Genomic DNA, 22705 nt, shown 5'->3' on the forward strand with positions numbered 1-22705 from the left:
AAGAAGCGGCTTGTCTGCCTGTATCGTGATCGTGGACCACTAGCGCGGTTCGACCCCGTCGCGGACCGCGCGGAAACGCGGAAAGGCCTTCTCCCATTGGTCGCGCGGCGCGCTGCCGATGATTCGAAGGGAGCCCTGGCCGCCGAAGCGCAGCCATTGCACCAGCGTGACCGGCGTATCGTCCCGGCCGCTGGTGGCATCGATCCGCGTCTCATACCCGGCCATCCCGTCGATGCGGACCGGCTCGGACATCGTGATCCGCCCGCTGTGCATTCCGGGAATGGCGCGCGCGGCCTGCTCGGCGAAACGGGCGCGGTCGTCAGGTTGTGTGGGCGTCGACGGCATCAGACCGATTACCATGAAGGGGGCGAGCTCGAAGCCCGCGGTCTCATCGCCGTCGGCGAGCAGCAGGGCGCCGGTCGCTCCCAGCGCCCGAACATTCTTGAAGTCGCCGAGACTGTCGACCTTGAACGGCATCAGCGCGAGTTGCTCGGCAATCGGAACTTCCTTGCGGATTGTGGCGGACGCCAGCATCTGGCGGACCGCATCGTCGCTGTAGATCCTGGTGGCGTTCTCTGGGACCTGGATCTCGACAAGGCCGGAGAAGGTGCCGCCTGAGAGAATCATCGAGTAGTGGCGGAACACGCCGGACGTGTTTTTGCTGGTTTCGGCAGTGTAATAGGCCGTTCCCGCCGATGTCTCGAGGCTCTCGGGCTTGACGCCGGCAGGGATCGCCGGATTGGTCTTGAACGCATTCATGACCTCGCCGTAGGCGGCCGCGGGAAGCTCCGCGATCAGCACCTTGACGCTCTGGTCTTCCGTCTCGAAGCCGGTGAAGGCCTTGGCGGGGACGAGGCCGACCAGCGGCGTCATCCCGATCCGGCCTCCCGGGGGAAAAACCGGGTCGGCGGCACGGGCGCTTCCCGTAGCTGCCAGAAGGGGGGCCATGACGAGGAACGCCAGGAAAGCCAGGACGGAAAACAGGCGGGGGTGTTTCATCGGCAATCCACTCGACTTGTTTGGGGCCGTTCGACGATCGATAGGCTTGAGAAGCCGTCGGCATCGATTCGACCGCTTTTAGCGGGTTTGTCGCCCTTGCGACAGCGGCGGTGAGGGTCATGGCAGGCCTTTGGGGCCTTGCCGGGAGGGCCCGGCCTATCGTCTCGTTTCGAAACTATCTTTAAAAGTTGAGGGGCTTGACGGACGAAGGTTGCGCTAACCTCCTTGCAGGCCATGCCCCCCCTCCTATATGAGGCTCACCGTCGCAATATCGCGAGTATTTGATCGTTGGGGGTCCGGATCAGGGCGCCGTCAGGGCCCAGCCGACCTGCCGCAAAAAGAAGGATATGAGGACCATGGGAAAGGTCATTGGGATCGATCTCGGCACCACGAATTCGTGCGTCGCCGTAATGGATGGCAAGACTGCGAAAGTCATCGAAAACGCGGAGGGCATGCGGACGACGCCGTCGATCGTGGCCTTTAGCGACGACGGCGAACGCCTCGTCGGTCAGCCGGCGAAGCGCCAGGCTGTCACCAATCCCGAGCGGACCTTCTTCGCGGTCAAGCGCCTGGTCGGCCGCCGCTACGACGATCCGATGGTGGAAAAGGACAAGAAGCTTGTCCCCTACAAGATCGTAAAGGCGTCCAACGGCGATGCCTGGGTCGAGGCCGACGGCAAGACCTACTCTCCCTCGCAGATTTCCGCCTTCATCCTGCAAAAGATGAAGGAGACCGCGGAAGCTCATCTCGGCCAGAAGGTCGATCAGGCGGTCATCACCGTTCCCGCTTATTTCAACGACGCCCAGCGTCAGGCAACCAAGGATGCTGGCAAGATTGCCGGTCTTGAGGTGCTGCGCATCATCAATGAGCCGACAGCGGCTGCGCTGGCCTATGGTCTCGACAAGACCAAGACCGGCACCATCGCGGTGTACGACCTCGGCGGCGGCACCTTCGATATTTCGATTCTCGAAATCGGCGACGGCGTGTTCGAGGTGAAGTCGACCAACGGCGACACCTTCCTCGGCGGCGAAGACTTCGACATGCGGCTGGTCGGTTATCTCGCCGACGAGTTCCAGAAGGAGCAGGGCATCAACCTGCGCAACGACAAGCTCGCTCTGCAGCGCCTGAAAGAGGCCGCCGAAAAGGCCAAGATCGAATTGTCGTCGACCACGCAGACCGAAATCAACCTGCCGTTCATCACGGCGGACCAGACCGGCCCGAAGCATCTGACGATGAAACTGACGCGCGCCAAATTCGAGGCGCTGGTCGACGACCTCGTGCAGAAGACCATCGAGCCCTGCCGCAAGGCGCTGAAGGATGCCGGCCTCACTGCCGGTGAAATCGGCGAAGTGGTGCTGGTCGGCGGCATGACCCGCATGCCGAAGGTGCAGGAAGTCGTGAAGCAGTTGTTCGGCAAGGAGCCGCACAAGGGCGTCAACCCCGATGAAGTCGTGGCGATCGGTGCGGCGATCCAGGCCGGCGTGCTGCAAGGCGACGTCAAGGACGTGCTGCTGCTCGACGTCACGCCGCTGTCGCTCGGCATCGAGACGCTGGGTGGCGTTTTCACCCGCATCATCGACCGCAACACCACGATCCCGACCAAGAAGAGCCAGGTCTTCTCGACCGCCGAGGATCACCAGAACGCGGTCACCATCCGCGTCTTCCAGGGCGAGCGCGAGATGGCGGCCGACAACAAGATGCTCGGCCAGTTCGACCTGATGGGCATTCCGCCGGCGCCGCGCGGCATGCCGCAGATCGAGGTGACCTTCGACATCGACGCCAACGGCATCGTCAACGTCTCCGCCAAGGACAAGGCGACGGGCAAGGAACAGCAGATCCGGATCCAGGCATCCGGCGGTCTGTCCGAATCCGACATCGACAAGATGGTCAAGGATGCCGAGGCCAATGCGGCCGACGACAAGAAGCGCCGTGAAGCGGTCGACGCCAAGAACCACGCCGATGCGCTGGTGCATTCCACCGAGAAGGCGCTGGCCGAGCATGGCTCGAAGGTCGCCGATACCGAACGCCGCGCCATCGAGGATGCGGTCGGCGATTTGAAGGAAGCGCTGAAGGGCGACGACGCCGAGGCGATCAAGGCCAAGAGCAACACGCTGGCGCAGGCCTCGATGAAGCTCGGTGAGGCCATGTACAAGCAGCAGGCCGAGGCCGATGCGGCCAAGGACGCCGCCAAGGACGACGTGGTCGACGCGGAATTCACCGAAGTCGACGACGACAAGAACAACAAGAAATCTGCTTAAGGCAGCGAGTCATGACCCCCATTCTTGCGAGTGCGCGCAATGGCGTCTCGAAAGAGTGGGGGTTATTTTTCGTTAAGCCGAAGGCGGCATTGTGAGCCGCACCCTTCGGCACCTAAGGATGAACTTCGGGCGGGTTTGACGGATGTCCACCAAGCGCTGTTATTACGAAACCCTTGAAGTCGAACGCAACGCGGACGAATCCAAACTCAAGGCGTCCTTTCGCAAGCTGGCGATGAAATGGCATCCGGACAAGAATCCGGGCGACGCCACCAGCGAAATCCGTTTCAAGGAAATCAACGAGGCCTACGAGGTACTCAAGGACGGCGACAAGCGCGCCGCCTACGACCGGTTCGGCCATGCCGCTTTCGAGCAGGGCGGCGGTGGCCCGGGCTTCGGCGCCGGCTTTGCTTCCTCCTTTTCGGATATTTTCGAAGACCTGTTCGGCATGGCTAACCAGCGCTCCCGTGGCGGCCGCGAGCGCGGCGCCGACTTGCGCTACAACATGGAAATCACCCTGGAGGAAGCCTTCCAGGGCAAGACCGCCCAGATCGAAATTCCGGTTTCTGTCACCTGCGAATCCTGCTCGGGCATCGGCGCCAAGGCCGGCACCAAGCCGAAGGCCTGCGGCATGTGCGGTGGCGCGGGACGGGTGCGGCAGGCGCAGGGGTTTTTCACGCTGGAGCGGACCTGCCCGGGGTGTCAGGGCCGCGGCCAGATGATCGAGGATCCCTGTCCGTCCTGCTCGGGCTCGGGCCGGATGACACGCGAGCGGACGCTCTCGGTCAACATTCCGCAAGGCGTCGAAGACGGCACGCGCATTCGTCTGGCTGGCGAAGGCGAAGCGGGCCTGCGCGGCGGGCCTGCCGGCGACCTCTATATTTTCCTGTCGTTGACCACGCATGAGTTCTTCCAGCGCGAGGGCGCGGACCTGTATTGCCGGGTGCCGATCTCGATGGTGACCGCAGCGCTTGGCGGCGATTTCGAGGTGCCGACCATCGACAAGGACAAGACCAAGGTGAAGATCCCTTCGGGAACCCAGTCGGGCCGGCGTTTCCGCATTGCATCAAAGGGCATGCCGGTGCTGCGTTCGCGCCAGACCGGCGATATGTATGTCCAGGTCGTGGTTGAAACGCCGCAAAACCTGACCAAGAAACAGCAGGAATTGCTGGCCGAGTTCGAAAAATTATCTTCCGGTGCAACCCAGCCCGAGGCTGCGGGTTTCTTTGCCAAGGTCAAAGACTTCTTCGGCAGCCGCGCCAGCACGTAGATCATGCCGGGGCAGTTATGCATGCGCGCAAAAGAACAGTGAGCGCAAAGCTTTATTAGCGAATCGTTGGCGTTTCGGAAATTGCTCGAAAGCGCGTTTTGCTTGACCGGGTCGCTTGCTACCTATACCTCTTTGTGACTGTTTTCTGACACCGCCGCTAAGAGCGGTCCCGCCTGGTAGCGACATGCCCTTGCAATCGTCCGTGCGTGCGTTGAAGAAGCCGCTTCGTCTTGATGACGAAGTTCGTTTCCTCCGGTCATGGATCGAAAAGCCGCTTCATATGGGAGCGGTGATGCCGTCGGGCCGCGTGCTTGCGCGCACCATGGCCCAATATGTCGACGTTGACTCGGATGCGCCCGTTGTCGAGCTTGGGCCGGGCACCGGCGCGATCACCAACGCTCTGATCGCGCGCGGCGTCGATCAGAAGCGGCTGGTACTGGTCGAATATAATCCCGGCTTCTGCGCATTGCTGCGCGACCGCTATCCGCAGGCAGAGGTCATTCAGGGCGATGCCTACCGGCTCCGCGACTCGCTGCGTGAAGTGCTGAGCTCGCCGGCTTCCGCGGTCGTGTCCGGCCTGCCGCTGGTGACCAAGCCGATGCAGACGCGGCTGCGACTCATTCGCGACGCCTTTCTGGCGCTCGCCCCGGGCGCTCCCTTCGTGCAATTCACCTATTCGGTCGCGCCGCCGATCCCGAGGTCGCTGCCCGGTGTTTCCACCGAGGCTTCCGAGCGGGTCTGGATCAACCTTCCGCCGGCCCGCGTCTGGGTGTATCGCAAGGGCTGATAACCGCCCGGTCGGCGGTTTGAGCTGAAGCGATTTAAATCATGGGTGCGCTGAAAATCCTGGTGATCCCCGCTTCGCTGCGGACAGGCTCGCTCAACGCGAAGCTGGCTGCCGTGGCCGCTCATCAATTCGCGCAATCCGGCGTCGAAGTGACCCGGCTTTCGCTCGCCGATTATCCGCTGCCGATCTATGACGGCGACCTGCAAACAAGATCGGGCGTGCCGAAGAATGCCGTCGATCTCAAGCGAATGATCGGCACCCATCATGGCGTCCTGATCGTCACGCCGGAATATAATTCGTCGGTTCCAGCGTTGCTCAAGAACGCGATCGACTGGGTCAGCCGCGTGCAGGATACGCATGAAAGCCGGGGTGAGGTGTTTCGCGACCGCGCCTTTGCGGTGGCCGGCGCCTCGCACGGCCGGCTCGGCGCTTCACGGGCGCTGGCGGCGCTGCGGTTGATCCTGTCTGCATGCCACGCCCTTGTGATTCCGAACCAGCTGGCGCTTGCCTTCGCCGACGAGGCCTATGACGATAGGGACCGTCTGAAACATCCGCCCGATATCGAGGCGATGGCTGCCATGGTGCGGCAGTTGATCGACATCTCCCAGCGCCTGATGTGAGGTAACATGCCGTTGTCCACCATCGCCTCAAAAGACCGGCTGATCGTGGCGCTCGATCTGCCCGGCGTGGATCAGGCGGAGGCGATGATCGCGCGTTTCGGCGACAGCGTCACCTTCTACAAGATCGGCTATCAGCTCGCTTATGCCGGCGGGCTGTCGCTGGTAGGTCCACTCACGGCCTCCGGCAAGAAGGTGTTCGTCGATCTCAAACTGCACGACATCGGCAATACCGTGGCGCGCGGCGTCGAGAGCCTTTCGTCGCTCGGCGCGACATTTCTCACGGTGCATGCCTACCCGCAGACCATGCAGGCGGCGGTGGAGGCGCGAGGCAATTCAGGTTCGAAGATTCTCGCCGTTACCGTCCTCACCTCCTACAACGAGGCGGATCTGCAGGACGCCGGATACCGGCACACCATCGCCGATCTCGTGGCGACCCGCACGCATCAAGCCAAAGAGCTCGGCGTCGACGGGATTGTATGCTCACCCGAGGAAGCAACTGCGCTGCGCAGGATCGTTGGCGACCGGATGAGCCTGGTCACGCCGGGCATCCGGCCGGCCGGTAGCGCAAGCGGCGACCAGAAGCGCATCATGACGCCGGCCCGCGCCATTGCAGCCGGTGCCGATTATCTCGTGGTCGGCCGGCCGATCGTGGAAGCGGCCGATCCGAAGGCGGCGGCGGATTCGATACAGGCCGAGATCGCGCAAGCGCTTGGGTGAGGTTTGACAGGTCACTATTTCCAGATCGAAAGTGTGCTCCCTCTCCCGTGGGGAGAGCTGACCGGGTGGGTGCTTCTGTAGTTCCGACAAGAAAAGGAGACGCATATGGTAAAAGGCTACTGGATCGCCCGCATCGATGTGCACAATCCCGACGGCTACAAGGAATATGTCGCGCAGAACGGCGCGGTATTCGCGAAATATGGCGGCAAGTTTCTGGTGCGCGCCGGCCGGCACGTCGCCAAGGAAGGCTCGTCGCGGACCCGCAATGTGGTGATCGAGTTCAAGGATTATGAGACCGCGATCGCCTGCTATAATTCGCCCGAATATGTTCGCCTCGTCGCGCTCCGCAGCCCGCATTCCGAAGGCGATCTCGTGATCATTGAAGGCTATGACGGCCCGCAACCGGGAGCTTGATTGGGGCCTGATCGGTTGCTGGAACACTCCTTGCCCGGTATAGGGCAAGGGAGAGGATTATAGCCATGTCCGAGATGCGTTTGATCGTTGCGGGAGCCGGCGGCCGTATGGGCCGGGCGTTGACGCGCGTCATTTCCCAGACCGAAGGCGCGGTGTTGGCCGGAGCGCTGGAAGCGCCGGGTTCCGAACTGTTGGGCAAGGATTCCGGCGTGCTCGCGGGCTTGCCTGCCAATGGCGTCGAGCTATCCGCCGATCTCTGGACGATGTCGGCGAATGCCGACGGCATTCTCGATTTCACGGTGCCGGCCGCGACCATTGCCAATGTCGCGATCGCCGCACAACGCGGGCTCGTGCATATCATCGGAACCACCGGGCTGTCGTCTTCGGATGACGCCGTGATCAGCAGCGTCACCTCGCGCGCCATCGTCGTGAAGTCGGGCAATATGAGCCTCGGCGTCAATCTGCTTGCCGCGCTGGTCAAGCGCGTGGCGCAGTCGCTCGACGAAAGCTTCGACATCGAAATCCTCGAGATGCATCACCGCTCCAAGATCGATGCGCCCTCGGGCACGGCCCTGATGCTGGGCGAGGCCGCTGCCGCCGGCCGCGGCATTGCGCTCGGCGATCATTCAGCGCGCGGACGCGATGGCGAAACCGGCGCGCGGCGAACCGGCGATATCGGCTTTGCCTCCTTGCGCGGCGGCTCCGTCACCGGCGACCACAGCGTGATCTTTGCCGGCGCCATGGAGCGCATCGAACTCACCCACCGCGCCGAGGACCGCACGATGTTTGCGCAAGGTGCGGTGAAGGCGGCATTATGGGCGCGCGACAAGAAGCCAGGGCTGTATTCCATGGCCGATGTACTCGGGCTCGGTAATTTCTGATCAGTTCACAACGGAAGCTTTCAGATATGAGCGATCGTCTTCTCGTATTGGTGCGTCACGGCCAGAGCGAATGGAATCTGAAGAACCTCTTCACCGGCTGGAAAGATCCTGATCTCACCGAGCAGGGCGTCGCGGAGGCCGTGGAGGCCGCCCGCAAACTCAAAGCTCAGGGCTTGGTGTTCGACGTTGCCTTCACCTCCGTGCTCACGCGCGCCCAGCATACGCTCGACCTGATGTTGGGCGAACTCGGCCAGACGAAAATTCCCGTTCACAAACATCTCGCACTCAACGAGCGCGACTACGGCGATCTCTCCGGCCTCAACAAGGATGACGCGCGCAAGAAATGGGGCGAGGATCAGGTGCTGATCTGGCGCCGCTCCTACGACGTGCCGCCGCCGGGCGGTGAAAGCTTGAAAGATACGCTCGCACGCACGCTGCCTTATTTTGTGCAGGAAATTCTTCCCTGCGTGCTGCGCGGCGAGCGCACGCTGGTCGCAGCCCACGGCAATTCGCTGCGCGCGTTGATCATGGTGCTGGAGAAGCTGTCTCCGGAAGGCATCTTGAAGCGCGAACTCGCCACCGGTGTTCCCATTATCTATCGCCTGAACGCCGACGCCACCGTGGCCTCGAAGCTTGATTTGGCGGCGTGACTGCAGGCGTTGAAATTACCTCGCTCACGGCGCCGGTTGGCGCTTCCGCGCTGGACGAACTCGCTGACGTGTTGACAGACTGCGTCGCAGGTGGTGCCAGCGTCAACTTCATGTCGTCGTTTTCGCAAGACGAGGCACGCAGCTTCTTTGACAAAGTCGCAGCCGGCGTTGCTGCCGGCGATATCGTTCTTCTGGCGGCAATTTTCGGCGGCCGGGTCGTCGGCACCGTGCAGTTGGGGCTCGATACGCCGCCCAACCAGCCTCATCGCGCAGACGTCAAGAAGATGCTGGTGCACCGTTCCGCGCGGGGCCGCGGCATTGGGGCTGCCCTGATGGCGGCGATCGAGGAGGAAGCGCGACGTCGCGGCCGCTGGCTGCTCGTGCTCGATACGGTGCCGGGCGAAAGCGGGCATCGGCTTTATTTGCGGGCGGGCTGGCAACAGAGCGGGACCGTTCCCGACTACACGCTGTTTCCGGACGGCCGGCTTTGCGACACCGCGATCATGTGGAAGCGGCTGGAGTAGTGAGGACTCTTCCGTCATTGCGAGGAGCGACAGCGACGAAGCAATCCAGTCTTCTTTCCTGGATTGCTTCGCTTCGCTCGCAATGACAGCGGCTACTGCAACCCGACCTGGCCGGCTTCCCAGCCGATCATCGCCTGTTTGCGGGTGATGCCCCAGTGATAGCCGGTCAGCGCGCCGCTTTTGCCGAGCGCGCGATGGCAGGGCACCACGAACGAGATCGGGTTCTTGCCGACCGCCGCCCCCACGGCGCGTGAGGCCTTCGGGCTCTCGATCTTCCTAGCGATGTCCGAATAGCAGACCGCATGACCCATCGGGATCTTCAACAGCGTCTCCCAGACCCGAACCTCGAAGTCGGTGCCAATCAACGTCACGCGCAACGGCTGCTCCGGCCGCCACAGTTTTTTATCAAAGATGCGCTGAGCCAATGGAGCCGTGGCGAGGTAATCCTCGATATAGGTTGCCTTCGGCCAGCGTCTCCTCATGTCGTCGAGCGCCGCCGGTTCTTCGCCCGGATCGGCAAAGGCGAGGCCGGCAAGACCCCGTTCGCTTGCGATCACGAGCGCAGTCCCGAACGGCGAGGGATGAAAGCCGAACCGCAGCGTCATGCCTTCGCCGCCGGACTTCCATTCGCCCGGGGACATCGACTCGTGGGTCACGAACAGGTCGTGCAGCCGGCCGGGGCCGGAAAGACCGGAGTCCAGCGCGGCGTCGAGTACGCTGGCGGAATCGCGAAGGAGATTCTTGGCGTGGTCGAGCGTCAGCGCCTGCATAAAACCTTTCGGCGTCAGGCCGGCCCAGCGCCGGAACAGGTGGTGCAGTTCATCCGGGGTCAGGCTCGACGCCTCCGCCATCGCTTCGATGGTCGGCTGCGTGCGCCAGCGTTCGGAAATGAAGGCGATCGCCCGGCGCACGGAGTCGTAGTCGCGCAGCGCGGCGTTCTGGGTGCCCGGCTTGGCCAGGCGAAGCTCATTCATGTCGAGTGTCATCATGGGAATTGATTTAGGGCCACCGCGCGCTCCAAACCACCCGATTTCTGATGGCATAGCGTTTTCGAGCGAAGTGGGTACCGGTTCGCGTCAAGAAAACGCGTCAAACAAAAGGGCCTAGTTGATGGGATTATAGGTCGGCCCGCGCCGGGCAGCCCGGAGCGCCGCAATCAAGGCATTGGAAAAGCTTTCTTTTTCCTCCGCTCCCAAAAAGCTGCCGATGGCGATCCGGCGGCCTTTCGAGACCAGATAAAGCCGCTCGATGCCAAATTCCGCATGCGCGATGCGGTCGAGCTGTACCCACAACGGATTGAAGGTGAATTCCACCACATGGCCGCGGTGGCTGATCCGCCGCACAGACAGTTCAGACGGCGTCAGGCGGATTTCTTCGCTGGCTTTGGCGCGGCGAAAGTTGACACGGAACGCCCAGTAGATCGCGAGCACGTCGAGGCCGAAAAAACCGACTACGGGCCAGGCGCCCATCAGCAAGAACGCGACGCCGGCGGCGAAACTTACCACGCTGACAAAAGCCATCACCACCAGGAAACCGGTGCGGTTGAGCGAGCGGTGCGGCGTCAGCCGCGCCGAAAACAGCTCTGGTTCGCCGTTCGGATCAAAATCATTGCCTGCGGTCATGACCTCTTATTATACACCAGTTTGGTGGATTTGACATTCGCATTGATACCGCTGCGAGTTCGTAAGCGAATGTCAAATCCAAAACCCCACGGGAAAACTGCAATTTGCTAGTGTCCCTTTGGTTCTGACATTCGTAAACGAACCCGCTGCGATGGGATACGAATGTCAGAACCGGGACACTAGATTATGCCGAAAATCACGCGCCCCACTAAATCGAAGGCCGCCAAAGCCTCGATCGCCAAAAAGTCTCGCAAGCCCGTCGCGGCCAGGCCAAAGGCGTCGCGAGGCGGCCAAAAAACAAAACCCTGGACGCCGGCCGAGGTGCGCGAGGCGTTCGAACGTTTTCGCAAAGCCAATCCCGAGCCCAAGGGCGAATTGGAACATCTCAATCCCTACACGCTCCTGGTTGCGGTGGTGCTGTCGGCGCAGGCGACGGATGCCGGGGTCAATCGTGCGACCCGTGCTCTGTTCCCGATTGCCGATACGCCGCAAAAAATGCTCGCGCTCGGTGAAGAAAAGTTGCGCGACTACATCAAGACCGTCGGTCTGTATCGTACGAAAGCGAAAAACGTTATCGCGCTGTCAGAGAAACTGATCCGGGAGTTCGGTGGCGAGGTGCCGCGCACGCGTGAGGAAATCGAATCACTGCCGGGCGCCGGCCGCAAGACCGCCAACGTCGTGCTCAACATGGCTTTCGGCGAACGCACCATGGCAGTGGACACCCACGTATTCCGCGTCGGCAACCGCACGGGCCTCGCACCGGGCAAGACGCCGCTGGAAGTGGAATTGGGGCTCGAGCGCGTGATCCCGGCGGAATTCATGTTGCACGCGCATCATTGGCTGATCCTGCACGGCCGCTACACGTGTCTCGCGCGTCAGCCGCGTTGCGCGGTCTGTCTGATCAACGACCTCTGCCGCTGGCCGGAAAAGACGATCTAGGCGAACGCAAGCGAGGCCCTCAAACGAAAGCCGCGCTCTAAAACCGCACCGCTGCAACCCATCATGGACTTGTCCCGGAAAGCCACGCACCCTAGGCTCGCGCTCAACGCGCCAAAGCCCGGATCAAGGGCGGCGCATCAAACGGGAGAGACGCCATGCGGCTGCGGATTGCGCTGGTCTCGGCGCTATTGGTCATGGGATCGGCGGCGCACGAGGCGCGTGCGCAAGTCTCCGAGGACGTCGTCAAGATCGGCGTACTCAACGATCAAACCGGGCTCTATGCGGACCTTGGCGGTCCGGGCTCGGTGGTCGCGGCCAAAATGGCGGTGGAGGATTTCGGCGGCACCGTGCTCGGCAAGCCGATCGAGGTTGTGTCGGGCGATCACCAGAACAAGTCCGACGTCGGTGCGGCCATCGCGCGCGAATGGTTCGATGTCGGCAAGGTCGACATGGCTATTGGGTTCGACCATTCGGCGGTCGCGCTCGCGGTCTCGCAACTTGGCGCCGAGAAGAATCGAATTGTGATCGGGGGAGCTATAGGAAGCACCGCCTTTACCGGCAAATCATGCACGCCGACCGAAGCCTCCTGGATCTATGACTCTTACGCGCTGACCACGAGCCTGGCGAAGGCGGTCGTGGCGGAGGGCCGCGATAGCTGGTTCTTCCTGACAGTCGATTACACCTTCGGCCATTCGCTGGAGGCGGACGCAACGGCGGCGGTGAAGTCTGCCGGCGGCAAGGTGCTCGGGAGCGTGCGTCATCCGCTCAACACCGCGGATTTCAGCTCGTATCTGTTACAGGCTCAAGCTTCCGGCGCGAAGGTCGTGGCCTTTGCCAATGGCGGCGGCGACATGGTCAACGCCACCAAACAGGCGAACGAGTTTGGCCTGACCAAGAATCAGACCATCGTCTCGCTCCTGGTGTTCATCTCCGACGTGCACAGCATGCAGCTTCAGGCAGCCCAAGGGTTGAAGTTCGTCACCGCGTTCTACTGGGACCGCAACGAAGAGACCCGCGCCTGGTCGAAGCGGTTCTATGAGCGGTTCGGCCGGATGCCCACCATGCCGCAAGCGGCGGTCTATTCCGCGATCAACCATTATCTCGGTGCGATTGCAGCCGCGGGCACCGATGAGGCCAAGGCCGTGATGGCGAAAATGCGGGAACGCCCGGTCAACGATTTCTACGTCAAAGGCGGAAAACTGCGCGAAGACGGCCGCTTGGTTCACGACATGTATTTGGCGCAGGTGAAAATGCCGGCGGAGTCCAAAGGGCCTTGGGACTACTATAAGATTCTCGCGACGATCCCCGGCGATCAGGCGTTCCGGTCGCTGGCGGAAGGTGGCTGTTCGCTGGTGGCGCGCTGACATAAGCGCTGCCGTCCCTGACGCTGTGTCTGCACGGCATTTGTGACCCGGCGGTACTCCCGTCCACGGGTGAACCCGTAGCCAATCCGTCGCGACTACATTCCATGGAATGTCGCCATGGGGGTCACCGGTTCGTCGTGGTCAAGAACGATCGTAAAACGTGGTATGTCTCGATTCATCTTCCGGACGACCAAAAGACCGGGCATTATTCTCGCCGCTCGGAGACGTTTGCGAGCGAATCCGAGGCCAAACGGTTCGCTGCGGGCAAAATTGCGGCCGGAACCGAGATCAGCGCTGGAACGCTCAATCCCGTCACGCCAAAACGAATTATCAAGCCCTCCGAAGTCGAAAAATGGCTTTCGGAGAAGGCGAATACGTCCGGGGGGTAGTCGCGGGACATCGTCCCCTCTCCTCGCCGGTCAGCGCGCGCGCAGGTCGGCCTTTCGCGAGGGCTCGATCAACTCCGGTCTCGGCCCGCTCAGGCGCTTATGCATGTGCACCATGAAGGCCATGCCGAATAGCGGCGTCGCCAGATTGACGATGGGGATCGACACAAAGGCCGCGATGATGAGCCCGGCCGTGAACACGGTGGCGGCATTGTCCTTGCGCATCGCCTTGGCTTCCTGGGGGCTGCGGAACCGCATCGCCGCCAGTTCGAAATATTCCCGTCCCAGAAGCCATGCGGTGGCGATGAAGAAGATGATGAAGCCGGCGCCGGCGAACAGCACAAAGGGCAGCGCGACCAGATAGACGAGGATCGTCAGCGACGCGGTTTTGACGCCTTCGGTGACCGCAACGGGAAGCGGCAGGGCTGTGCCGGGCCGCTCCGCCGGATAGTGCTCGCGTTCGACGTGGTCGGCGACATCGTCGACGAACAGGCTGGCGACGAGCGAGGTGATGGCCGGCATCAGCAACACCGCGCCGAACACGACGCCGAGACCGGCAGCGATCGAAACGATCCAGGCCAGGATATCGAGCGGCGTCTGGAACGACGGACCCAAAAGCGCCTGGGCCCAGACTTCGCCCGATGTTGCAAGCCAGCTCAACAGACGTTGCAGCCCGATCGCCAGCACTGCGATCAGCACCAGCGCCAGGCCAATCGAGCGCCACAGGATCGAGCGCATCGGCGGCGACAGGATTTGCGACAGTGCCTTGACGGCGGCATCGAGCATGATCGGGTTGACCTCTTGCGAAAGCCCTCGCGAGAGGTAGCCATGACACAAGGGTTCGGCAAGTACCTTGCCGCCACGTCGGATCGGGATGAGCGTGTGGGGATGGGGGTTGAGGGATAGCCGCGCGAAAGGCTGCGGCCGATATCGCCTCTTGCGCTATTTACGCAACTGGAAGCGGCGCTTCTTCGTCAACCTCTTCAGGAACAAGCGGCGGCGCTTCTGGAAACACGCCGAATTGGCCCGCTACCTCCTGGAGCGGCTTTTGTTTATCGGCCCAATGCAAGGCGGTGTAGTCGAACCCGTGCACGATGGTGGGTTTGACGATTTCGAAATAGGGCGAGATGTCGAAATCGCGCGGCATGTAAAGCGAGGAATCGCGGATGTGCAGGATTTCGCGGCGGGCCTGCCGCGAGCCGGCCTGCGTCACCCTGGGCAGGATCGGATAGCGCACGGCATCGAAGGCCTGCGCGATCAGGGCCGAGCAGATGATCTTGGTGGGGTCGCCGGAACCGAAGGCGATCATCCGCCGCCGAAAGCGCTGCGGGATCGGCAGTGGAATCAGGAACCGCATCAGGTCGAGAATATTCTTGGTGTCATAGCCGAAGCCGATCCGGTTGATGGCATAGCGGCCAACCGTGTAGCGGTCTTCATAGGTCAGACCGACTGGCCGGCACAGCCGCGTGTGATAGCTGAAATATTTCGACAGCGGCGCCGAGGTCACGCCTTCGCCGATATTAGCCTCGATCAAGACATGCGGCTCGCCGTCCGGCTCCTCCGCCCCGTCGATCGGCCCGACGAACAATGCGGCATGCGACCATGTCGACTGGGTCAGGTATTTGATGATGCCGGAGATTCGATTGTTGCCTTCGACCAGCAGCACGTCGCCTGGCTGGACGATGCTGCGCAGCCGGTCCGGGTCGCTGGGCGTGAACGGCTCATAGCCAGGCACTTCCTTCTGAAGATAGGAAGCGAGCCACTTGCCGACAGTGTCAAGCACTACGCCCACAATGTATTCCCCCCAGCGAATTTATGGAGCCCCTTCGGGCTCATCTCCGCTTTTTCCACCCTTACCATGGCTGAAAGCCGTTGCAATTTAGTTCATGCAAATCGCCGGTCAATCATGATTGATTTACCATGATGCTTGCCGCTGATGTCCGGATGCGGCAAGTTGGAAAGTTCTCTCTCAGATGCGGGCATCTGACCGCGACACTAATTGTTCACTTTATTCGCAAGAATTCCGGAAACCTGACATGGCTATCACGCGGCGCGATCTTCTTGCGGCATCTGCCGCCGCCGCCGTTTTGCCCTGCCGCATGCCCCGCGCCTGGGGCGCGTCGTTGCCGCGCGAGGCCGACATTGTCGTGGTCGGTGCAGGCGCTGCCGGCATTGCGGCGGCGCGGCGCGTTCAGGCGGCCAATCGCAAGGTGGTCGTGGTCGAAGCCGACACTCGGCTGGGCGGGCGCTGCGCAACCGATAGCGCCACTTTCGATGTGCCGTTCGATCGTGGCGCGCGCTGGCTGCACAATCCCGAAACCAATCCGATGGTCAGGCTCGCGCGCGCTGCGGGACTCGATATCTCGGCGGCGCCGCTGGGTCAAAGAATCCGCGTTGGCCTGCGCAATGCGCGCCCCGGCGAAACCGAATATTTTCTCGCCGCCTTAGTGCGGGCCAACCGGGCCATCGACGAAGCTTCGCGCCGGGGCGATGTCGCCTGCGCCTCGGTGCTTCCGAAAGATCTCGGTGACTGGGCCGGCGCGGCGGAATTCGTGCTCGGCGCTAACGGCACCGGTAAGGATCTCGGCGATGTTTCCGTCGTCGACAAAGCGCGGGCGCAGGATCGCAACGCCGCGGTCGGTTGCCGCCAGGGTGTCGGCACGCTCGTCGCCAAATTGGGCGAGCAAGTGCCGGTTTCGCTATCGACGCCGGTCAATCAGATCATCTGGAATAATCGGGAGGTCGTGGTCGAAACGCCTTCGGGCAGGATTGCCGCGCGCGCGGTGATCGTCACGGTGTCGACCAATGTGCTGGCCGCGGGCAATATCAAGTTCACACCCGAACTGCCGAAGCGCCAGCTCGATGCCGCTAACAAATTGTCGCTCGGCAGCTATGACCGTATCGCCCTTGAATTGCCCGGCAATCCCTTGGGGCTTGCGCGCGACGAGGTGGTCATCGAGCAGAGCAACTCCACCCGCACGGCGCTGCTGTCGGCCAACATCGCCGGTTCCTCGCTATGTGTGATCGATGTCGCCGGCTCATTCGGGCGCGATCTCACCAGTCAGGGCGACAAGGCGATGGTCGCCTTTGCGCAGGAATGGCTGAAAAAACTGTTCGGTGGCGATATCGCAGCGACCGCGAAGAAATCGAGTGTGACGCGGTGGAATGCTTCACCCTTTGCGCTCGGAGCCATGTCGGTGGCCGCGCCCGGCGGCCAGGGCTCGCGCAAGATTCTGACCGAGCCCCTCGGCAACCTGTTCCTTGCCGGCGAGGCCACGCACGAGACGTTGTGGGGCACGGTCGATGGCGCCTGGGAAAGCGGCGAGCGCGCCGCCGAAGCGGCCTTGCGCAAAATCGGTGCGCTCACCGATCCGAACGCAACGGAGCGAGCGCCCGCCCAGCGCCGTCGCACGCGCGGGGCTTCGTTCAACTAATGCCTGGTGGTCCGATTCCAGCGTTCGCATCCCGTTTCAGCAGGCACTTTTGCGAATGCTGGAATCAAAGGACCACCAGCAAACATAACGATGCTAGTGGAGCTTTGGATTTGATATTCGCTTTTCGGAGTTCCGGGCCAAGTGAGTAGCGAATATCAAATCCACTCCACTAGACGGCCAAAGGCGCTGATCTCCTGGTCGAGCGGCAAGGACAGCGCGTTCGCGCTTCATGACGTCAGGCAGGCGGGCGAACTGGATGTCGTCGGCGCGGTGACGACGGTCACCGAGACGTTCGGCCGCGTTTCCATTCATGGCGTGAGGCAGGAAATCCTGCAGGCGCAGCTTCAGGCCGCAGGTCTGCCGCCGCATATCGTGCCGATACCCTATCCGTGCCCGAACGAGATTTACGAAGCGCGCATGGACGAGGCCGTGGCGCGCGCGGTCAAGGACGGCATCACCCACATGATCTTTGGCGATCTTTATCTTGCCGATATCCGCGCCTATCGCGAACAGAAATTGATGGGCACCGGCATCACGCCGGTGTTTCCGCTGTGGGAGAGGCCGACGCGGTCGTTGGCGCAGGCGATGATCGCAAGCGGGCTGGATGCCTATTTAGCAACCGTCGATCTGAAAAAACTACCGGCGGAATTCGCCGGGCGGAAATTCGACGACAAACTTCTCGCCGATCTTCCGGGTAGCGTCGATCCCTGCGGCGAGAACGGCGAGTTTCACACTTGCGTGGTGGCGGGCCCGATGTTCTCTCACGCGCTCGCTGTGACGACCGGCGAGCGCGTCGAGCGCGACGGCTATGCCTATTGCGATCTGGTGATGAACGATGCTGAAAAAGCCTAGCGCAGGACGCCGCCAGTCTTTTTGTTGATCTCCGCCACGATCTTTGCCGCGACCGCCTCGATCTCCTGATCGGTCATGGTCTTCTCGCGCGGCTGAAGGGTCACCGCGATGGCGATCGACTTCTTGGCCTCGTCGATGCCCTTGCCTTCGTAGACGTCGAACACCGTGACGCCCGTGATGAGCTTCTTGTCGACGTTCTGCGCGGCGCGTACGAGATCGCCGGCCTTCACGGTGCGGTCGACGATGAAGGCGAAATCCCGCGATACCGGCTGGAAGGCTGACAGTTCAATGGCCGGTTTGGCGCGGGTCGGCCGCTGCTTGGCCTCGGGGACTCGATCGAGAATGACCTCAAAGGCGATCATCGGACCGTCAGCGCCAAGCTGCTCGAGCGTGCGCGGATGCAGTTCTCCGAAATGGCCGAGTACGTTTTGCGGCCCGATCTGGATGGTGCCGGAGCGGCCGGGATGCAGCCAGCTTGCGCCACCGGGCACGACCTGCAGCGCCGCGATCGGCGCACCTGCGGCCGCCAGCACCGCAAAGGCGTCGGCCTTGGCGTCGAAGACGCTTGCGGTCGACGAGCCGGACCAGTTGCGCCCCAGCCCTGATGAAGAGGCAAAGCCGTGACGGACGCCGGCGGCCGCGGTGAACTGATCTTCGGGTTTGTCGCCCTTGAACACCTGACCGACCTCGAACAGAGCGACATCGGAAAAGCCGCGATCGGAATTGGCCTGGGCTGCCGCAATCAGGCCCGGCAGCAGGCTCGGACGCATGTCGGAGAGATCGGCTGCGATCGGATTGGCAAGTGTGAGCTCGGCTTTGCCGCCGTCGAACAATTCTGCATGCGGCTTGGAGATGAAAGACCATGTCACGGCCTCGACCATGCCGCGCGCAGCAAGCGCGCGCTTGGCGCGGCGGGTACGCAGCTGCAACGGCTTGAGCACCGGTTTGCGCGGCGCGTCGCCGCGCTCGAACGGCGTCATCGGCACTTCATCGACGCCGATGATGCGCACGATCTCCTCGACGATGTCGGCTTTGCCGTGCACGTCCGATCGCCACGACGGGATCGCGACCTTCACAGCCGGACCCGTGCCGGCCACCATGAAGCCGAGATGGGTCAGGATGAGCTTTGCTTGAGGAAACGCCACATCGATGCCGGCGAGGCGTTTCACCTCGTGAAGCGGAAAGTCGATCACGCGGTCATCGCCGAAGGCGTTGCCGACCACCAGATTTTCGGACGGCGTGCCGCCGCACATTTCCATCACGAGCTTGGTCGCCATTTCCAGCCCCGGCACCATGAAGGCCGGATCGACGCCGCGCTCGAAACGGTAACGCGCGTCCGAATGGATGCCGAGCTTGCGGCCGGTTTGCGCAATGTTGATCTCATTCCACAGAGCCGATTCGATCAGCACGTCGGTGGTGGCCTCCGAGCAGCCGGAAGCTTCGCCGCCCATGATGCCGGCGAGCGATTCGACACCGTGATCGTCTGATATCACGCACATGCTGCCATCGAGCGTATAGGTGCGGCCGTCGAGCGCCAGCACCGTCTCGCCGTCGCGGCCGCGGCGCACCACCAGGTCGCCTTTCACTTTCGCCGCATCGAAAACATGCAGCGGTCGCGCGCGGTCGTAGGTCATGAAGTTGGTGATATCGACCAGCGCATTGATCGGCCGCAAGCCGATCGAGGTCAGGCGCTTTTGCAGCCATTCGGGCGACGCCCCGTTCTTGACGCCGCGCACCAGCCGCAGCGCAAAGCCGGGACACAGTTTCTCGTCATCGACCTTCACCTTTACCGGACAGGGAAATACACCCTTGATGGCGCGGATCGCTGGGTCTTTGAACTTGCCCATGTCGGCAGCAGCAAGATCGCGCGCGATGCCGTGCACGCCGGTGCAGTCCTGCCGGTTAGGCGTCAGGTTGATTTCAAGCACGGGGTCGCCGAGGGCGGCCCATTGCGCGTAAGGCGCACCGATCGGCGCGTCGGCCGTCAGCTCCATGATGCCGTCGTGGTCTTCCGAGAGTTTTAGTTCAGCCGCCGAGCACAGCATGCCGCGGCTCTCGACACCGCGGATGGTGCCGACGCCAAGAGTGATGTCCTTGCCCGGGATGTAGGTGCCCGGCGGCGAAAATACGCTGATAAGGCCGGCGCGCGCATTCGGCGCGCCGCAGACGACCTGTACAGGAGCGGCGCCATTGCCGGTATCGACCATGCAAACGCGCAGGCGGTCCGCATTGGGATGCTGCTCGGCCGAGATCACGCGCGCGATGGTGAAAGGCGCGAGCGCCTTCGCCTTGTCTTCGATGTTCTCGACCTCGAGCCCGATCATGGTGAGCTTGTCGGCGAGCTTCTCTAGCGGCTCGTCGGTGTCGAGATGTTCTTTCAGCCAGGAGAGGGTGAATTTCATGGCCGCGAGCCTCCGGCGTTTATGCTCCCTCCCGCCTTGTGGGGGAGGGTTGGGGAGGGGGGTAAACCGCTTGCTTGGGAAGACGCCACTTGCCGGATAACTTCCACAACACCCTCTGGATTCGACATCACCTGCTCGTTGGTAAAACGCAGAACATGAAAACCTTCGGACGTAAAAAAGGCGTCGCGAGTTGCATCTGCTCGCTGCCGCTCTTCAAAATCGTGCGTTTCACCGTCGAGTTCGATGATTAGCTTGACGGATAGACAAGCGAAGTCAGCAATGTAATTGCGGAACGGGGCTTGGCGCCGAAAACTAAGCCCGTCGATTCGATCGGCCTTGAGATAACGCCACAGCAGCGTTTCGGCACGAGTCATCGTCTGGCGAAGTTGCTTCGCGCGATTCCTTTGGGCCTCGCTGATGGCTGCGTGCGGCACTACCTCCCTCCCTGACCCTCCCCCACAAGGGGGGAGGGAACGGAGAGACCGTCTCTTTTTCGACGAAGACGTTTCGATAACCTCACGCGCTCAACCCTCCCGCCAGCGTGGGAATGTCTAGCGGCTTGAAGCCGTAATGCGAGAGCCAGCGCACGTCGCTGTCGAACAGCTGCCGCAAATCCGACATGCCGTATTTCAGCATCGCGATGCGGTCGATGCCCATGCCCCAGGCAAAGCCCTGATACACATCCGGATCGATGCCGCAGGCGCGCAGCACATTAGGATGCACCATGCCGCAGCCCAGAATCTCCAGCCAATCCTCGCCCTCGCCGAAGCGGATTTCGCCTTTGTCGCGCCGGCACTGGATGTCGACCTCGAGCGAAGGCTCGGTGAACGGAAAGAAAGAGGGGCGGAAGCGCATGTTGATGTGATCGACCTCGAAGAAGGCCTTGCAGAACTCGTGCAGGATCCATTTGAGGTGACCCAGATGCGAGTGCTTGTCGATGACGAGGCCTTCGACCTGATGGAACTGCGGCGTATGGGTGGCGTCGGAATCGATGCGATAGGTGCGCCCAGGACAGATCACGCGAATCGGCGGCTTCTGGGACAGCATCGTGCGCACCTGCACCGGCGAAGTGTGGGTGCGCAACAGCATGCGCGAGCCGTCTTTCTTCGGGTTGAAGAAGAAGGTGTCGTGCATTTCGCGTGCGGGGTGGCCTTCCGGGAAATTCAGTTTGGTGAAGTTGTAGTCGTCGGTCTCGATGTCGGGCCCTTCGGCAACGGAAAATCCCATATCGGCGAAGATGCCGGTGAGTTCGTCCCAGACCTGGCTCAGCGGGTGGATGCGGCCGGCCTCGGCCGGCGTCTCGCGCAAAGGAAGTGTGACGTCGATGGTCTCGGAGGCCAGGCGCGCATCGAGGGCGGCCGATTTCAGGACGCCGCGCCGCGCGCTTAGAGCGCTCGTCACCTTGTCTTTGGCGAGATTGATCGCCGCCCCTTGCGTCTTGCGCTCGTCGGGCGACATTTTGCCCAGCGTCGCGAGCAGTGCCGAGATCGAGCCTTTCTTGCCGAGCGCCGAAACGCGCACGGCTTCGAGGGCGGCTTCGTCGCCGGCCGCGGCGATATGGGCGAGGATTTCCTGTTCAAGCGCTGCGAGGTCGGACACGGCCATCAATTTCTCCGCGGAAATGCGGCTGGTTGTGGCTGCCCCGGGGCCGGAACGTCAAGGCCAAAGGTCGAACAAAAGCCTGTTAGAGGCCGGCACCGATCGCCCCTTGAACCCTTTTGGCCAGCGCCGCACCAATATCCGGTTGGATGTATGGAGCCCGTGATGCGCCTGAAACTGTTGTCGGCCATCTTTCTGGCTGTCTCTCTCTTCGCCGGCATTCCTGCGGCCGCCGGAGATTGCCCGGTCAAACCGTTCGAGATGGATGGCATCATCGCGGCGGTGAACGCCGTATCAGGCTGCGACGCGTCGATGAAGGTGTTCGAAGCCTGCCAGATGGGCTCTACGGCCGACGTCCAGTTCGGCGACGCCGTCGAGAAGAAATGCGGAGCTATGTTTCTTTCCCGACTGAAAACGCCACAAAAGCGCGCCTACCAGAGTCAGCTTGGCCGCTGTGAAGACAAATACGCGGACAAGCAGGGGACCATGTGGCGCTCGGCGACGGCAATGTGCCGGGCCGCGGTTTCGCAGCGCTATGCGCACCGGACAGTGAAATAGCGGGGCTCCTACAAGCTCCGCCGTCTCACCTTGTCAGGCGGCCAGTGCCGACTTGGCCTTCTCGGCGATCGCCTGGAACGCCGCCGGCTCGTGGATCGCGAGATCCGAGAGCACCTTGCGGTCGACGGTGATGCCCGATTTGGACAGGCCGTTGATAAACACGCTGTAGGTCATGCCGAACGGGCGGACGGCGGCGTTAAGACGCTGAATCCACAGCGCGCGGAAGGTGCGCTTCTTGCGCTTGCGATCGCGGAAGGCATATTGGCCGGCCTTTTCGACCGCGGGCTTGGCGGCGCGGATGGTGTTCTTGCGGCGGCCACGATAACCCTTGGCGGCCTTGTAGACTTTCTTGTGCTTGGCGTGAGAGGTCACACCGCGTTTGACCCGAGACATGACAAGTCTCCTTCATCTCTAAAAAATTGAATGACGGAT

The 22705-nt window shown here is 62.2% G+C and carries 23 protein-coding genes; 14 read left to right on the top strand and 9 right to left on the bottom strand.

Going from position 1 to position 22705, the window contains the following annotated elements; all coding sequences use genetic code 11:
* Nucleotides 1-39: 39 nt before the first annotated feature.
* Entirely contained in the window at nt 40-948 is a 909-nt protein-coding gene (locus ABSE61_RS04200) for a hypothetical protein (RefSeq protein ID WP_423869977.1), read from the bottom strand.
* A 407-nt stretch (nt 949-1355) separates the two neighbouring features.
* Here ABSE61_RS04200 and dnaK point away from each other — a divergent pair, with 407 nt between their 5' ends.
* From dnaK to ABSE61_RS04245, 9 genes are all read left to right on the top strand, one after another.
* The gene (dnaK, locus tag ABSE61_RS04205; RefSeq protein ID WP_423869806.1) at nt 1356-3257 is read left to right on the top strand and encodes a molecular chaperone DnaK; all 1902 of its coding nucleotides are present in this window, start codon (nt 1356-1358) and stop codon (nt 3255-3257) included.
* A gap of 142 nt (nt 3258-3399) precedes the next feature.
* Nucleotides 3400-4524 (top strand): molecular chaperone DnaJ, encoded by a 1125-nt coding sequence (gene dnaJ / locus ABSE61_RS04210; protein WP_423869807.1) that lies wholly within the window; start codon nt 3400-3402, stop codon nt 4522-4524.
* 184 nt (nt 4525-4708) lie between these two features.
* A complete protein-coding gene (locus ABSE61_RS04215) occupies nt 4709-5311 on the top strand; it encodes a class I SAM-dependent methyltransferase (protein WP_423869808.1) in 603 nt (200 codons plus the stop codon).
* A 41-nt stretch (nt 5312-5352) separates the two neighbouring features.
* Nucleotides 5353-5931, top strand: coding sequence for an NADPH-dependent FMN reductase (locus ABSE61_RS04220; protein ID WP_423869809.1), 579 nt, complete (start codon nt 5353-5355; stop codon nt 5929-5931).
* Between the two features lie 6 nt (nt 5932-5937).
* Nucleotides 5938-6648: an orotidine-5'-phosphate decarboxylase gene (pyrF, locus tag ABSE61_RS04225; protein ID WP_423869810.1), complete on the top strand. Its 711-nt coding sequence runs from the start codon at nt 5938-5940 to the stop codon at nt 6646-6648.
* Nucleotides 6649-6753: 105 nt separating this feature from the next.
* A complete protein-coding gene (locus ABSE61_RS04230; protein ID WP_423869811.1) occupies nt 6754-7062 on the top strand; it encodes a DUF1330 domain-containing protein in 309 nt (102 codons plus the stop codon).
* Nucleotides 7063-7127: 65 nt separating this feature from the next.
* Complete coding sequence (dapB, locus tag ABSE61_RS04235) at nt 7128-7943, top strand: 4-hydroxy-tetrahydrodipicolinate reductase (RefSeq protein WP_423869812.1); 816 nt, start codon at nt 7128-7130, stop codon at nt 7941-7943.
* A gap of 26 nt (nt 7944-7969) precedes the next feature.
* Entirely contained in the window at nt 7970-8593 is a 624-nt protein-coding gene (locus tag ABSE61_RS04240; RefSeq protein ID WP_423869813.1) for a 2,3-bisphosphoglycerate-dependent phosphoglycerate mutase, read from the top strand.
* Nucleotides 8590-9117, top strand: a complete 528-nt coding sequence (locus tag ABSE61_RS04245) for a GNAT family N-acetyltransferase (RefSeq protein WP_423869814.1) — start codon at nt 8590-8592, stop codon at nt 9115-9117. Before ABSE61_RS04240 ends, ABSE61_RS04245 begins: the two co-directional genes overlap by 4 nt.
* 92 nt (nt 9118-9209) lie before the next feature.
* Here ABSE61_RS04245 and ABSE61_RS04250 read toward each other — a convergent pair whose 3' ends face one another.
* Nucleotides 9210-10106, bottom strand: a complete 897-nt coding sequence (locus ABSE61_RS04250; RefSeq protein WP_423869815.1) for a methylated-DNA--[protein]-cysteine S-methyltransferase — start codon at nt 10104-10106, stop codon at nt 9210-9212.
* Between the two features lie 114 nt (nt 10107-10220).
* Nucleotides 10221-10739 (bottom strand): DUF2244 domain-containing protein, encoded by a 519-nt coding sequence (locus ABSE61_RS04255; RefSeq protein ID WP_423869816.1) that lies wholly within the window; start codon nt 10737-10739, stop codon nt 10221-10223.
* Nucleotides 10740-10925: 186 nt separating this feature from the next.
* On the opposite strand from ABSE61_RS04255, the gene nth reads away from it, so the two are divergent.
* Nucleotides 10926-11678: an endonuclease III gene (nth, locus tag ABSE61_RS04260; RefSeq protein ID WP_423869817.1), complete on the top strand. Its 753-nt coding sequence runs from the start codon at nt 10926-10928 to the stop codon at nt 11676-11678.
* Between the two features lie 155 nt (nt 11679-11833).
* Nucleotides 11834-13042, top strand: coding sequence for an ABC transporter substrate-binding protein (locus ABSE61_RS04265; protein ID WP_423869818.1), 1209 nt, complete (start codon nt 11834-11836; stop codon nt 13040-13042).
* A 419-nt stretch (nt 13043-13461) separates the two neighbouring features.
* Here the strand turns inward: ABSE61_RS04265 and ABSE61_RS04270 are convergent, their stop codons facing one another.
* Nucleotides 13462-14214 (bottom strand): sulfate transporter family protein, encoded by a 753-nt coding sequence (locus ABSE61_RS04270; RefSeq protein WP_423869819.1) that lies wholly within the window; start codon nt 14212-14214, stop codon nt 13462-13464.
* Nucleotides 14215-14374: 160 nt separating this feature from the next.
* A complete protein-coding gene (locus tag ABSE61_RS04275) occupies nt 14375-15220 on the bottom strand; it encodes a YiiX/YebB-like N1pC/P60 family cysteine hydrolase (protein WP_423869820.1) in 846 nt (281 codons plus the stop codon).
* Nucleotides 15221-15464: 244 nt separating this feature from the next.
* Here ABSE61_RS04275 and ABSE61_RS04280 point away from each other — a divergent pair, with 244 nt between their 5' ends.
* Both ABSE61_RS04280 and ABSE61_RS04285 read left to right on the top strand, forming a co-directional pair.
* Nucleotides 15465-16862: a flavin monoamine oxidase family protein gene (locus ABSE61_RS04280; RefSeq protein ID WP_423869821.1), complete on the top strand. Its 1398-nt coding sequence runs from the start codon at nt 15465-15467 to the stop codon at nt 16860-16862.
* A 141-nt stretch (nt 16863-17003) separates the two neighbouring features.
* Nucleotides 17004-17714: a Dph6-related ATP pyrophosphatase gene (locus ABSE61_RS04285; RefSeq protein ID WP_423869822.1), complete on the top strand. Its 711-nt coding sequence runs from the start codon at nt 17004-17006 to the stop codon at nt 17712-17714.
* Here the strand turns inward: ABSE61_RS04285 and pheT are convergent.
* The 3 genes from pheT to pheS all read right to left on the bottom strand — a co-directional run bounded on the left by pheT (nt 17711) and on the right by pheS (nt 21715).
* Nucleotides 17711-20116 (bottom strand): phenylalanine--tRNA ligase subunit beta, encoded by a 2406-nt coding sequence (gene pheT, locus ABSE61_RS04290; protein WP_423869823.1) that lies wholly within the window; start codon nt 20114-20116, stop codon nt 17711-17713. The genes ABSE61_RS04285 and pheT overlap by 4 nt on opposite strands.
* Nucleotides 20113-20550 (bottom strand): endonuclease domain-containing protein, encoded by a 438-nt coding sequence (locus ABSE61_RS04295; RefSeq protein WP_423869824.1) that lies wholly within the window; start codon nt 20548-20550, stop codon nt 20113-20115. The genes pheT and ABSE61_RS04295 overlap by 4 nt, the downstream gene beginning before the upstream one ends.
* Before the next feature lie 82 nt (nt 20551-20632).
* Nucleotides 20633-21715 carry a phenylalanine--tRNA ligase subunit alpha gene (gene pheS, locus ABSE61_RS04300; RefSeq protein ID WP_423869978.1) on the bottom strand — a complete coding sequence of 361 codons (1083 nt, stop codon included), beginning with the start codon at nt 21713-21715 and terminating at the stop codon, nt 20633-20635.
* 165 nt (nt 21716-21880) lie between these two features.
* Between pheS and ABSE61_RS04305 the strand changes: the two genes are divergently transcribed.
* Nucleotides 21881-22273, top strand: a complete 393-nt coding sequence (locus ABSE61_RS04305) for a hypothetical protein (protein ID WP_423869825.1) — start codon at nt 21881-21883, stop codon at nt 22271-22273.
* Between the two features lie 33 nt (nt 22274-22306).
* Here ABSE61_RS04305 and rplT read toward each other — a convergent pair whose 3' ends face one another.
* Nucleotides 22307-22666 carry a 50S ribosomal protein L20 gene (rplT, locus tag ABSE61_RS04310; RefSeq protein ID WP_423869826.1) on the bottom strand — a complete coding sequence of 120 codons (360 nt, stop codon included), beginning with the start codon at nt 22664-22666 and terminating at the stop codon, nt 22307-22309.
* Between the last annotated feature and the right edge of the window lie 39 nt (nt 22667-22705).

It is taken from the genome of Bradyrhizobium sp. (assembly GCF_049519115.1).
GTDB lineage: Bacteria > Pseudomonadota > Alphaproteobacteria > Rhizobiales > Xanthobacteraceae > Bradyrhizobium.